The 12,617-nt window shown below is 72.5% G+C and carries 13 protein-coding genes; 5 read left to right on the forward strand and 8 right to left on the reverse strand.

From position 1 onward, the window contains the following. Window positions 1-5: 5 nt before the first annotated feature. The 5 genes from secG to trxA all read right to left on the reverse strand — a co-directional run bounded on the left by secG (window position 6) and on the right by trxA (window position 4,083). Window positions 6-278: a preprotein translocase subunit SecG gene (gene secG, locus WMF36_RS38335; RefSeq protein ID WP_437481453.1), complete on the reverse strand. Its 273-nt coding sequence runs from the start codon at window positions 276-278 to the stop codon at window positions 6-8. 105 nt (window positions 279-383) lie between these two features. Beyond that, a complete protein-coding gene (gene tpiA, locus WMF36_RS38340; protein ID WP_437582009.1) occupies window positions 384-1,217 on the reverse strand; it encodes a triose-phosphate isomerase in 834 nt (277 codons plus the stop codon). 5 nt (window positions 1,218-1,222) lie between these two features. Next, complete coding sequence (locus WMF36_RS38345) at window positions 1,223-2,458, reverse strand: phosphoglycerate kinase (RefSeq protein WP_437575785.1); 1,236 nt, start codon at window positions 2,456-2,458, stop codon at window positions 1,223-1,225. Window positions 2,459-2,462: 4 nt separating this feature from the next. After that, window positions 2,463-3,488, reverse strand: a complete 1,026-nt coding sequence (gene gap / locus WMF36_RS38350) for a type I glyceraldehyde-3-phosphate dehydrogenase (protein ID WP_437481457.1) — start codon at window positions 3,486-3,488, stop codon at window positions 2,463-2,465. 271 nt (window positions 3,489-3,759) lie between these two features. Continuing rightward, window positions 3,760-4,083, reverse strand: coding sequence for a thioredoxin (gene trxA / locus WMF36_RS38355; RefSeq protein ID WP_437481459.1), 324 nt, complete (start codon window positions 4,081-4,083; stop codon window positions 3,760-3,762). A 242-nt stretch (window positions 4,084-4,325) separates the two neighbouring features. Between trxA and WMF36_RS38360 the strand changes: the two genes are divergently transcribed. Both WMF36_RS38360 and WMF36_RS38365 read left to right on the forward strand, forming a co-directional pair. Next, window positions 4,326-4,472, forward strand: coding sequence for a hypothetical protein (locus tag WMF36_RS38360; protein ID WP_437575786.1), 147 nt, complete (start codon window positions 4,326-4,328; stop codon window positions 4,470-4,472). Window positions 4,473-4,554: 82 nt separating this feature from the next. Beyond that, window positions 4,555-5,277, forward strand: a complete 723-nt coding sequence (locus WMF36_RS38365) for a polyprenol monophosphomannose synthase (protein ID WP_437575787.1) — start codon at window positions 4,555-4,557, stop codon at window positions 5,275-5,277. Window positions 5,278-5,314: 37 nt separating this feature from the next. On the opposite strand, the gene WMF36_RS38370 is transcribed toward WMF36_RS38365, so the two are convergent. Then, on the reverse strand, window positions 5,315-6,715 hold the full coding sequence (locus WMF36_RS38370) for a serine/threonine protein kinase (protein WP_437575788.1): 1,401 nt from the start codon (window positions 6,713-6,715) through the stop codon (window positions 5,315-5,317). 131 nt (window positions 6,716-6,846) lie between these two features. On the opposite strand from WMF36_RS38370, the gene WMF36_RS38375 reads away from it, so the two are divergent. Further along, a complete protein-coding gene (locus WMF36_RS38375) occupies window positions 6,847-7,749 on the forward strand; it encodes an SPFH domain-containing protein (protein WP_437481464.1) in 903 nt (300 codons plus the stop codon). Continuing rightward, a complete protein-coding gene (locus WMF36_RS38380; protein WP_437575789.1) occupies window positions 7,746-8,720 on the forward strand; it encodes a hypothetical protein in 975 nt (324 codons plus the stop codon). Before WMF36_RS38375 ends, WMF36_RS38380 begins: the two co-directional genes overlap by 4 nt. Window positions 8,721-8,779: 59 nt before the next feature. Here the strand turns inward: WMF36_RS38380 and WMF36_RS38385 are convergent, their stop codons facing one another. Then, complete coding sequence (locus WMF36_RS38385) at window positions 8,780-9,436, reverse strand: alpha-ketoglutarate-dependent dioxygenase AlkB family protein (protein ID WP_437575790.1); 657 nt, start codon at window positions 9,434-9,436, stop codon at window positions 8,780-8,782. A 56-nt stretch (window positions 9,437-9,492) separates the two neighbouring features. After that, window positions 9,493-10,710 (reverse strand): STAS domain-containing protein, encoded by a 1,218-nt coding sequence (locus WMF36_RS38390; protein WP_437575791.1) that lies wholly within the window; start codon window positions 10,708-10,710, stop codon window positions 9,493-9,495. 141 nt (window positions 10,711-10,851) lie between these two features. Here WMF36_RS38390 and WMF36_RS38395 point away from each other — a divergent pair, with 141 nt between their 5' ends. Next, window positions 10,852-12,480, forward strand: coding sequence for an N-acyl-D-amino-acid deacylase family protein (locus WMF36_RS38395; protein ID WP_437575792.1), 1,629 nt, complete (start codon window positions 10,852-10,854; stop codon window positions 12,478-12,480). Window positions 12,481-12,617 lie beyond the last annotated feature (137 nt).

The raw sequence follows: 12,617 nt of genomic DNA on the forward strand, positions 1-12,617 counted from the left end.
CGGGCCTACTTCTCCTGGGATTGCTCGAACTCGCGCAGCGCGCGGTCGCCCGCCGACGAGAGGTAGGCGAGCGACACGCTCGTCGCCATGAAGACGGCGGCGCAGGCGGCCGTGAGGCGGGTCATGAAGTTGCCGGCGCCGCGGCCGCCGAACACCTGGGCCGTCGCGCCGCCCATGGCCGAGCCCATCCCGCCCCCGCGGCCCTGCTGGAGGAGCACGACGAGGATCAGGAACAGACAGACGAACACGTGCACGATGTTGAGGAACGTGTGAAGCATCGGCGTCTTTCGGCTGGGTGATCTGGCCCGCGCGACGGGCCCAGGGGGCAAGGGGGCGAGAGGGCAGGCCGGCGCTCCCGTCGCGAGACGGGAGCGGCCCGCGATCTACCCCTGTTCGGCGCGCTCCGCCAGTCGGTGCGCGGCGTCGACGATCTTGGCGAAGCCGGCGGCGTCGAGCGAGGCCCCGCCGACCAGCGCGCCGTCGATATCGTCCTGGGCGAGCAGCGCATCGGCGTTGTCGGCCTTGACGCTGCCGCCGTAGAGGATGCGCGTGACGAAAGCGAGGTCCTCCGAGGCCTTCGCGAGCAGGCCGCGGATGAACGCGTGCACCTCCTGGGCGTCCTCGGCGCGGGCGACCTTGCCCGTCCCGATCGCCCAGACCGGCTCGTAGGCGATGACGCCGAAGCCGGGCTGCTTGGCGAGCTCGTCGAGGAAGGCGCGGACCTGGCGCTCGACCACGGCGAGCGTCTCGCCCGCCTCGCGCTGCTCGAGCGTCTCGCCGACGCAGACGATGGGGCGCAGCTCGGCCGCGATCGCCGAGGCGACCTTCCGGGCGACCGACTCGTCGGTCTCGGCGAACAGCTGCCGCCGCTCGCTGTGGCCGAGGATGACCCAGGTCGCGCCCGCGTCCTTGAGCATGCCCGAGGCGATCTCGCCGGTGAACGCCCCGGAGACCTCGGCGCTCATGTTCTGCGCGGCGATGCCGATCTCGCTCCTCGCCTCCGCGAGCTCGTGGGCCACGGCGGCGATCGCGGTGAACGGCGGCGCGATCACCACCTCGGCCCGGTTGAGCTCGCGGGTCGCCTTGGCGACGGCCGCCGCCAGCGGGCAGGCGTCCTGCCCCCCGGCGTTCATCTTCCAGTTGCCGGCGATGAGCGGACGACGCGAGGCCGCCCGCGGGGCGACGCCCGTGGCTTCGGGCGTGCCCCCGTCGTTCACGGGCTTCACTCGTTCACCTCGGCCGACCGGAGCGCCTCGACGCCGGGGAGCCGCTTGCCCTCGATGAGCTCGAGCGAAGCGCCGCCGCCGGTCGAGATGTGGTCGAAGCCCTGGGCGATCTGCTCGCCGGCCTGCTTGACCGCCGCCGCGCTGTCGCCGCCGCCGACCACCGTGAAGCCGGACGCGCCGCTCATGATGCGCGCGACGTCGAACGTGCCCCTGGAGAAGGCGGGCGTCTCGAAGAGGCCCATGGGGCCGTTCCAGAACACCGTCTTCGCCTTCTCGATCGCCTTGCCGAACAGCTCGATCGAGCGGGGGCCGATGTCGAGCGCCATCGTGCCCTCGGGGATCGCGTCGACCGACGCGGGCTCGCCCTCCGTCGCGTCGATGCTCGAGGCGACGACGGCGTCGACGGGCAGCAGGAGCTGGATGCCCCGGTCGCGCGCCTTGCTCATGATCGTGCGCGCGAGCGGGAGCTTGTCCTCCTCGATCCGGCTCTTCTGGACGTTCTTGCCCTGCGCGGCGAGGAAGGTGTTCGCCATCGCGCCGCCGATGCACAGGGTGTCGACCACGTTGAGGAGCGCGTCGACGACGTCGATCTTGTCGGAGACCTTGGCGCCGCCGAGGACGGCGACGTACGGCTTCTCCGGGCGATCGGTGAGCCGGGTCAGCGCCTTGAGCTCCTTCAGGAGGAGCAGGCCGGCGGCGCGCTCGCGCACGAGGCGCGGCAGCGCGTGCACCGACGCGTGGGCGCGGTGCACGGCGCCGAAGGCGTCGTCGACGTAGACGTCGCAGAGCTCGGCGAGCTGGCGCGCGAAGGCCTCGTCGTCCTTCTCCTCCTCCGGGTGGAAGCGGAGGTTCTCCAGGAGACAGACCTGGCCCGCGCGCAGGTCGTAGATGACCTTCTTGGGCGAGTCGCCGACGCAGTCGTCGGGCAGGTGGACCTCGTAACCGGTGAGCTCACTGAGCCGCCCCCCGCACGGCTCCAGCGAGAGCCCCTCGGTCTTGCCCGGCTTCGGGCGGCCGAGGTGCGACGCGAGGATCACCTTCGCGCCCGCTTCCATGACGAGCTTGATCGTCGGGATCGCCTCGCGGATGCGCGAGTCGTCCGTGATCTTGCCCGTCTTCTTGTCGAGCGGGACGTTGAAGTCGACGCGGATGAAGACGCGCTTGCCGCTGAGGCCGCCGGCGTCGCCGGCCGCGGCAAGGTCCTCGACGGAGCGGATTCCGGTGAGCTTCACGGCGCTACACGCCCTTCTTCGCCACGAGCCGCGCGAGGTCGATCATGCGGTTCGAGAAGCCCCACTCGTTGTCGTACCACGAGAAGATCTTCGCGAAGCGGTCGCCGAGGACCGACGTCATGGTGGCGTCGAACGTGCTGGACGCGGGCGTGCCGATGAAGTCGCCCGAGACGAGCTCCCGCTCCGTGTAGTCGAGGATGTCCTTCATCGGACCCTGGTCGGCGGCCTGCTTCATCGCGGCGTGGATGCTCTCCTTCGTGACCGGCTTCTCGGTCTCGAGGGTGAGGTCCACGAGCGAGACGTCGACCGTGGGGACGCGGATCGCGAGCCCGTCGAACTTGCCCTTGAGCGCCGGGATGACCTCGGAGAGCGCCTTGGCGGCGCCGGTGCTCGAGGGGATCATGTTGACCGCGGCGGCGCGCGCGCGGCGCAGGTCGCCCTTCCTGTGCGGGACGTCGAGCAGGTGCTGGTCGTTCGTGTACGAGTGCACCGTCGTCATCAGGCCGCGGACGATGCCGAAGTTGTCGAGCATCACCTTGGCGACGGGGGCGAGGCAGTTCGTCGTGCAGGAGCCGCACGAGATGATCGTGTGCTTCTGCGCGTCGTAGAGCTCGTCGTTCACGCCCATCACGACCGTGAGGTCGTGGCCCTTGGCCGGCGCGCTGATGATCACGCGCTTGGCGCCGGCGTTCAGGTGAGCGGCGGCCTTGGCCTTGTCGGTGAAGAGGCCCGTGCACTCGAGGACGATGTCGACGCCGAGGCTCTTCCACGGCAGCTCGGCCGGGTCCTTCAGCGCGAGGATCTCGATCTTCTGGTCGCCGATGCTGATGTGCTTGTCACCAGCGCCGACCTTCGCCGCCTTGAACTCGCGGTGGACCGAGTCGTACTGGAAGAGGTGGGCGAGGGTCTTCGGATCCGTCAGGTCGTTGATGGCGACCAGCTCGATATCCTTCACGCCGCGCTCGACGAGCGCGCGGACAATGCAACGTCCGATGCGCCCAAAACCGTTAATTGCGATCTTCGTCGCCATCACGAACTCCTGGGAAAGTGGCCGGCGCGATACGTAGTCACCTCGCGCGCGACGGTCAAGCAAAGCCTCAGCGCGCGCGGCGCACGCGACGGAGCGGCCTCTCGCCGGGGCGTCGTGGCGCGAGCGCGACGGGGCCGGTGGGTCGGGCGGGGCGTTCGGTCGGCGTCTGGCCGGCATTTGGCCGGCGCTTGGCCGGCGTTCGAGCGGGCGAGGCGTTCGGTCGGCGCCGCGGGGCTTCGTCGCGCAGGCCTCGAAGCGGAGGAGCTCTCGCTCAGACGCCGAGGAGCCGGAGGAGGTTGTCGCGGCTCGTGAGGCCGACCTGCACCCCCTTCTTCTCGCCGCCCTGGAACACCATCACCGTCGGAACGCTCCGCACGCCGTACTTGCGGGTGGTCTCCGGAGCACCGTCGATGTCGAGCTTGGCGACCTTCACCTTGCCCTGGAAATCGTCAGCGATCTTGTCGACGATCGGGGCGAGCGCCTTGCAGGGCCCGCACCAGGTGGCCGTGAAATCCACGAGAACGGGGACGGGGGATTTCAGGACTTCAGACTCGAAATTCTGGTCGGTGAGGGTGTGGACGTTCTGGCTCGCCATGTTTGTCTCCGTCGGTGCCGCGCTGTTCAGGTTCAGGGCCGCACCCCTGTGCGCAGGGTGCGACCCCGCGAGTTGACCGAGGCTGTTCCAGCCGGTCGGCCCGATGCAGAGCGGACGCCCTGTCGGGAATGGAAATTAACTGGCGCGCACGTTTCCGGCAACCGCCAACCGGCAAGGCCCGGGCGCGCACCCCGGCAGATCCTTCCGCTCGCGCCGCCGTTTTGGTAGATCGCTCGGCCCGGATGTCGTCGGACGAGATCACCCCGAAGCACCTCGGGCGCCCGCGGGGCCGCGGCGCTCCCGCGGCGGCCACGGGAGCCACGGCGACGACGCCCGCGGTGCTGTCGATCGAGCCGGTTCCGGTGCCGGCCGACGAAGCGGAGGCCTGAGCGCAGGCGGACGCGCGCGAACGCGGCGCGGGGCGCCGCACGATCCGCGCGCGAGCGTCCGCTCGCGCCGCGCCGAGCCAGGATGGCCCCCCGAATCCTCATCATCACGCCGACGTACAACGAGCGAGACAACCTCGCCGAGTTCGTGAGCTCCGTCCTCGCGACGGTCCCGGACGCGCACGTGCTCGTCGTCGACGACGCGTCGCCGGACGGGACAGGCGCCCTCGGCGATGAGCTCGCCGCGCGCGACGGGCGCGTCCAGGTGCTCCACCGCCCGGCCAAGCTCGGGCTCGGCACCGCCTACCTGGAGGGGTTCCGGCGCGCGCTGGACGACGGCTACGACGTCGCCTTCGAGATGGACGCGGACCTCTCGCACGACCCGGGCCACCTGCCGGTCTTCCTCGACGCGATCGCCCGGGGCGCGGACGTGGTCCTCGGCTCGCGCAACGTGCCGGGGGGCGGCGTCGAGGGCTGGGGCCTCGGGCGGCACGCGCTCTCGAAGGGCGGCTCGCTCTACGCGCGGACCCTCCTGGGCGTCGGCGTCCGCGACCTCACGACCGGCTACAAGGCGTTCACGCGGCGCGCGCTCCTCTCGCTCGATCTCGGCAGCGTGCGCTCGAACGGCTACGCGTTCCAGATCGAGACGACCTACCGCGCGCTCCGCAAAGGGCTCCGCGTGGTCGAGGTGCCGATCGTGTTCGTCGACCGCCGCGCCGGCCACTCGAAGATGAGCCGGAGGATCTTCGCCGAGGCGATCGTCGAGGTCTTCCGCCTGAAGCTCGACGCCGCGCGCGGGCGCATCTGACCGCCGCGCCCGGCCGGAGCGCGCGCGCGACCGGCGCTCAGCGCCTGCCCGTCCGCGACGGCCTCGACGCGGCGCTCGACCTGGCCCGCTCGTCGGCCTCGAGGTCGCCGAGCTCCTCGTCCTGCGCCTCGTCGAGATCGACGTCGTGGATGCGCGATCGCCCGGGGGGCTCCTGGTCCTCGACGCGCACGCGCGCCGCCGCGCCCTGATCGCGCTGGGCGGCGCCGGCCGGCGCGGGGCGCCCGCGAACGACGCGGGTGGCGCGGAGCAGCGCGAGCTCGGCGACGCGGCCGGCCCGGCGCACGCTCGGCGCGGCCTGCTCGCGCAGCACCCGGCCGAACACCAGCGACAGCAGCGTCAGCACCGTCGGGACGACCACCCCGAGCGCGAGGCCGACCGCGATGCGCGCGACGGTGAGGCCGAACATCGCGCCCACGAGCGGCAGGCCGTCGAGGCCGCGCCGCGGCGCCACGGCCCCCGCGGGCCCGCGCGGCCGCCGCTCGTCCTCGTGCGCGCGCCGCGCCGCCTTGCGGGCGTCGCGGTACGCCTTGCGCGCGTCGCGCTCCGCCTTGCGGGCGTCGCTGTACGCCTTGCGCGCGTCGCGCTCCGAGGGGCGCCCGGCGCGCGGCCGCTCGGAGGACGCGCCGCCCGCGTCGAGCTCCGCGAGCAGCGGCGCGAGGCGCGCGGCGCGGCGCTCCGGATCGGGCTCCAGCATCGCGGAGAGGGCCCGGACGAGGCGCGGATCCGCGCGGCCGCCGAGGGCCGCGGGCACGTCGATCGCGAGCCCGCGGTGCGGCAGGTTCTCCGGCTCCTCGCCGGTGAGCAGGCAGAGCGCGGTCGCGCCGACGGCGTAGACGTCCGACGCCGGCAGCGCGCGCCCCTGGAACTGCTCCGGCGCCATGTACCCGAAGGTGCCGACCACGGTGCTCCCGCCCTCGGGGCGCAGGCGATCGCGGACCGCGCCGAAGTCGACGATCGCGAAGGAGCCGTCGGGCCGGCGGATCACGTTGTTCGGCTTGATGTCGCGGTGGATGACCGGCGGCGCGCGGCCGTGCAGGTAGTCGAGCACGCCCGAAGCGTCCCGCAAAAACCGGACGACCTCGTCCCGCCCGAGCACGGCGCGGCGGCGGCGCATCGCGCCCAGGCTCTCGCCGTCGATCTTCTCCATCACGAGGAAGAGCGCTCCGTCCTCCTCGAAATGATCGAGGTAGGCCGGCAGGCTCGGATGCGAGAGCGAGGCGAGGACGCGCGCCTCGCGCTCGGCGAGCTCCACGCCCTTCCAGCTCGAGGCGCCGCGGATGTGGAACCGCTTGATCGCGACGAGCTTGCCGAGCCGCTTGTCGACCGCCTCGAGCGTGTGCCCCTGAGCCCCTTCGCCCAGGGCGCGCGTGACCACGTAGCGCCCGTCGCGCAACGGCTGGCTCGGCTCGTCACCCATCGCGGGAGCGAGGGTACACCGCCCGCGCAGCGACACCAGCGCGAAGCCGCGTCGGGACGCCCGCGGTGGCCGCGCGTCGCGGGCGTCCGCCCGCGCGGCCATCGCGGAGCGCTCTGCTAGAGTCGCAGGCGATGTCCCTGATCCTCACCCTGCTCGCGGCGTTCGCGGTCTTCTACCTGCTGTCGGGGCTGCGGCAGATCAACCAGTGGGAAGTGGCGCTGCGCTTCACGCTCGGCAAGCTGACCGGCCGCGTGACCCCCGGGATCACCCTGTACCTCCCGGGGATCCAGGAGCTCCGGCGCATCGACACGCGGATGAAGAACCGCGATCTCCTCCAGCAGATGGTGATCACCCGCGACAACGTGACCACGATGGTCGATGCGGTCGTCTACTACCGCGTCGTCGATCCGGAGCGGGCCACGCTCGCCGTCGAGAACTACGAGACGGCGATGAAGGACCGCGCGAAGGTCGTGCTGCGCGACGTGGTGGGCGAGACGCGGCTCGACGAGCTGCTCGCGCACCGCGAGGAGGTCGCCGCCAAGGTGCGCGCGCAGGTCGAGGCGGTCGCGGAGGCGTGGGGGCTGCACGTGGACATGATCGGCCTCCAGGACATCGCGCTGCCGCCGCAGATGCAGGAGGTGCTCGCGAAGGGGGCCATCGCCGAGCGCGATCGGCGCTACGTGGTCATCAAGAGCGAGGCCGACGTGGAGAGCGCGAAGAACTTCGCCGAGGCGGCGAGCATCCTCGCGCGCTCGCCCGGGGCGATGGAGCTCCGGCGCTTCGAGGCGCTCGCGAACCTCAGCCAGGGCAACACCAAGGTCATCTTCGACCTGGCGAAGCCGTACGACGACCTGCGGCACACGGCGGTGGCCATGGCGGAGGCGGCCGTCACCGAGTCGAAGCCCCAGCGCGTCCACGAGGGGCACCGCGCGGTCGACGCCGAGGCGCAGCGCGAGGCCGAGGCGGCGCTCGAGGCGGACGCCGCGCTCGAGGAGCAGCGGACGGCGAGGCGCGGGCGCATGGGCGGGGCGTGATCCCGGCGCTGACCGCGCTGAAGGCCGCCGTCGCGGCGCTGCTCGAGGCGCGCGGCGAGCGCGGGCTCTCCGCCCTCGTCGTCGGCGCCGAGCTCGCGGTCGCCGGGCCGCCCCAGCGGTGGACGATGGGGTCGCGCGAGGTGAGCGCGTCGCGCCTCTCGCTCGCCGTCGACGCGCCCGCGTTCGCGGCGCTCACGGCGGACGCGGCCCGCCTCGCGGCGGTGAAGGAGGCGTTCGCGAGCGCGGTGCGCACCCCGGAGACGGAGCTCGCCGATCTGACGCTGCTCCTGCGCCTGCCCGGCGCCGGGCGCGGGTGGAACCGGGTCTACCGGGAGGCCGCGCTCCCGGCGGCGCCGGAGCGGCCGCACCCCGACGCGGTCCTCGGCGGGGCGGCGGCGCTGCTCGACGCCTCGGGCGACGCGCGGGGCGCGGCGATGCTCCGCCGCGCGCGGCTCGAGGCAGCGCAGGTCCCGGGCAGCGGCGGGGTCCCGCTGGTCCGCTGCGTGGTGCGGCTCGACCCGGCGGACCGCGCCGCGCTCGACCGCGACGGCGAGCGCGCGGAGCGGCTGCAGCGCGCCGTGCGCAGCGCCGGCACGCGCGCCGCCGAGGCGGTCGCGTCCGTGGAGCTCGCCACGGCGCTCCACCCGCTCGGCGGGGCGCCGCCGCTCGGCCCGGCCGAGGCGCCGGGTGCGCGGCTCGCGCGGGCGCTCGAGGCGCGCGGCGCCGTCGTGGTGCCCATCTCTCGCGACGAGGACGGGTCGGGCGGCGGGGGCGTGGAGCTCGCCGTCGTGGCGTCCGGGGAGCTCCTGCGCGTCCGGATCGTCGCGACCGGCCCGGGGCGCGAGCGTGGCGGCGACGGCTGGGAAAACGAGAAAATTCGTGCAATTACGGTCGCCGCCCAGGGGGTGGCGACGCCGGAGCGCGCCGCGGAGCTCGCTGCGCTGCTCCTCGGCGGCGGCGACCTCGCCTGACGGGGCGCAGCGCGAGGGCCGGCCTCGCAGCGCGCCGTCACGACGGCGGCGCTGCCGCGCTACGTTCCCGCCCCGGCGCGCGGGCCCTGCGCAAGGATGCGCCTGAAGGTCAGGTTGATGCGCGGCCCCGCGCCGCGCTGCCTGGGCACGCCGTGGCGGTGGTGGTGCTGGGTGGTCCCGCCCATCACCAGCAGGCTTCCCCCGCCGAGCTCCAGCTCGACGGCGGGAGCGTCCTTCCATTTCCGGGCGGGCTTGATGACGAAGCGGCGCGGCGCGCCGAGCGACACGGAGGCGATCAGCGGATCCGGCCCGAGCTCTTTCTCCGCGTCGGCGTGGAAGCCCATGGAGTCGGCGCCGCTGCGGTAATAATTCAAGAGGACGCTGTTGAACGCCGGGCGCGACGCGCGCGGAGGCTCGGCCACGGGGAGCTCGGCGCACGCCGACTCCACGCGCGCCTTGAGCTCGGCGAGCGGCGGCGACCATGGCTCGGGCGCCAGCGTCAGCCCCGAGTAGGTGTAGGCCGCGTCGGGGTCGCCGTACCAAGCCGACAGCCGCGGCTGGAGGAACTCGCTGCCGAAGAGCTTGATCTTGTCCTGCCGCCACGCGACCCCGGCGCGCAGCGCCTCGAAGAGCGCGTCGGCCTCTACGCGCGGCAGCCACGGATCGAGGAGGGCGAACCAGCCGCCTTCGATGAGGTGCTCGATCCGCGTGCGCACGAGCACCGACTAGCGCGCTCGCCGCGCGCGCGCCAGACAGCGCTGGCGCAGGGCCGTCAGCTCGCCGGCGCCTTGCCGGCGGGCGGATTGCCGGAGCGCGCGGGCGACTCCGCGCGGGTCATGCTCCGGATCGCGTAATTGAGCGCGGCGCGCAGGTTTCGCTGCGTGTTGAGCTGGGAGAGATCGAGCCCGAGCGAGACCATGGTCTGCGCGACGTTCGGCTTGATGCCGGCGACGATCCCGTCGGCCCCGAGCAGCCGGATCGCGGTGACGAGCTCGATCAGGTGGCTCGCGACCTTGGTGTCGACGACCTCGACGCCGGTGAGGTCGAGGATGGCGTAGCGCGCTTGCTTCTCGACGATCTTCGAGAGCAGGCTGTCCATGACGTCGGCGGTGCGCACGCTGTCGACCGTCCCCACCATGGGGAGCGTGAGCACGCCGTCCCAGACCTCGATGATCGGCGTGGAGAGATCGCGGATGACCTGCTGCTGCGCCTCGATCTGGTGCAGCTGAGCGCGCAGCTCGTTCTCTGTGCGCTTGGACGCCGAGATGTCGAACGACAACCCGAGCACGCCGCCCCCGGGCTCGCCGCGCTGGTCGTGAAGCGGGGTGACCCAGTTGTCCCAGTGGATACCGAGTGATTCCGTGCGAAAGCGGCGCACCTTCCCGTCGAACCACGTGCGCATGTCGCGCATCTCGGGCTCGGGCATGTCGACGCCGGCTGCGTCTGGCTGCTTCCCATAGAACTCGATCCAGTTGACCCCGGCGAGCTGCCCGGACTTGAGCCCGACGCTCTCGAGCCCCTTGCCATCGTGATAGAAACAGACCCCACCGGGGTCGAGCGCCCAGAACGATATGCTGTCGACGTGCTTGACCATGCTGTCCAGGACGCGCGCCTTGTTGCGGAGGGTCGTCAGCTCCTCCTCGGCGATCTCGGGCGTTGCCCGGAGCGACCCGAAGATCGCGCTGCGATCGGGCGATCGCCTCGCCTTGCACGACAGCGGCCGATACGCCCCGCGCGCGTCGCGAAGGCGGACGCGGAACGAGGCGGGCTCGCCCGTCTGCTCGAGCTTCACCCACGCCTCCAGGAGCGCGGCTCGATCCTCCGGGTGAGCGAGCTCTGCGAGCATCGTGCCCTCCTCGCTCGCGGGGCCGATGACCTCTCGCAGAGCATCGTTCTCGTGGAGCAGTCCTCCGGCGGCCGACGCGACGAAGAGCAGTTCAGGACAGCTGGCGAAAAACTCCGCGAGCAGCGAATGCGAAGCGATCTCCATCACGCGAGCATCTCCCTGAGGCAAAAAGGCGGGCTCGAGGCTATCGCGCGTGATGCCCGCGGGGGAACCCCCATGTCCCCGCTTCGCTTGAATTCCTCAGGGTCGCATGGTTCGTGACAGACGTTCCCAAGGAGGCGGCGGATGGAGTTCGATCTCGTCATTTCGCGGGGAACGATCCTCGATGGCAGCGGCCAGCCTCGTTACCTGGCGGACCTGGGGATCCAGAAAGGCAAGATCGCCGCGATCGCCGGGCCGGGCGCGCTCGCGGGAGGGCGGACACTCGACGCCAGCGGGCTCGCCGTCGCGCCCGGCTTCATCGATATCCACTCACACATCGACTGGCTCCTGCCGCTACCAGATCACGAGGACGTCCTCGCGCCGATGGTCGCCCAGGGCATCACGACCGTGGTGGCGGGCAATTGCGGGCACTCCCCTGCCCCGGTCACCGATGCGTCCGTTCCGCTGGTGGAGCACTCCGCGGAGATCCTGAAGGACGGAGATCTCGCCTACCGATGGCGATCGATGGGCGAGTTCCTGAGCGCCCTCGAGGATGGCGGGCTGCTCGTCAATACGGCGCTCCTGGTCGGGCACGGCACGCTCCGTCAGGCAGTCATGGGCAACAGCGCCGCTCCCCCGAGCGCGGAGCAGATGGAGGCGCTCTGCTCGCTCGCGCGCGCGGCGCTCCGCGAGGGCGCGTTCGGGCTCTCGGCGGGCCTGGCCTACACGCCCGGGGTCTTCGCGCGCAAGGAGGAGCTCCTGACGCTGCTCCGGACGGTGGCCGGCGAGGGCGGCGTGTTCACGGTCCATGGCCGGGCCTACACGTGGGTCTCGCCGTTCTACAGGCCGCTGCTCCTCGGCCCGCCGCACAACCTCCGCTCGGTCCGCGAGCTGCTCGGCCTGGCCGAGGAGAGCCGCGCGAAGATCCAGCTCTCGCACCAGATCTTCATCGGCCGGCGAACGTGGCCCACGACGCGGTGGGTGCTCCGCGCGATCGAGCGGGCCGTGGACCGAGGGGTCGACGCGGCCTTCGACGCCTTCCCCTACACGGTCGGCAACACCACGGTGAACGCCCTCTTCCCCGCCTGGGTGCTCGACGACTTCCGCGCCCGCATCGACGACCCGGCCGTCCTCCGCCGGCTCCGGCGGGAGTTCGCGATGTTCCGGCTGCTCCTCGGGCTGGAGTACGCGGACATCCGGCTGCTCTGGGGCGCCGTCCCGGAGCTCGCCGGGCTCGAGGGGCTCGATTTCGAGGAGATCGCGGGGCGCCTCGGCAAGCGCGAGTTCGACGCCTACGTGCACGTCGCCCGCGTGAGCGACGGCAGGGCGCGCGTCCTCGTGAACACGTACTCCGGCGTCGACGCGCAGGACGAGCCGCTCCGGGCCGTGCTCTCGCACCCGCTCTGCGCGTTCGAGACCGACGCGATCCTCACCCGGCGCGGCCGACACAACCCGGCGTCGTTCGGCACGTTCCCGCGGGTGCTCGGCCATTACAGCCGCGACCTCGGCCTGTTCCGGCTCGAGGAGGCCGTGCGCCGGATGACGTCGCTGCCCGCCGAGCGGATCGGGCTCCGCGACGTGGGACGCATCGTGCCCGGGCACTGGGCGGATCTCGTCGTCTTCGATCCGGCCACGGTGGCGGACAACACGACGCCGCGGCGAGCTGACGCACCGCCGTCGGGGATCCGGGCCGTCCTGATCACCGGCGAGGTGGTGGCGCAGGACGGCGTGCTGACGGGCAAGACCCGGCAGGGCCGCCTCCTGCGCAGGTAGACGGGCCGGGCAGGACGCGATGGACGTGCTCGATGGAGCGACGCCGCGCTGCCGGCGCAGGAAGCCGGAGCTCGCATCCGCCGCGGGCGCCGGGCGTCCCTGGCCGAGGGGCGCCGCGAGTCCTACATAGCTCGTCC

Origin of the sequence: Sorangium sp. So ce887 (assembly GCF_051521455.1) — a bacterium.
Classification (GTDB): Bacteria; Myxococcota_A; Polyangia; order Polyangiales; family Polyangiaceae; genus Sorangium.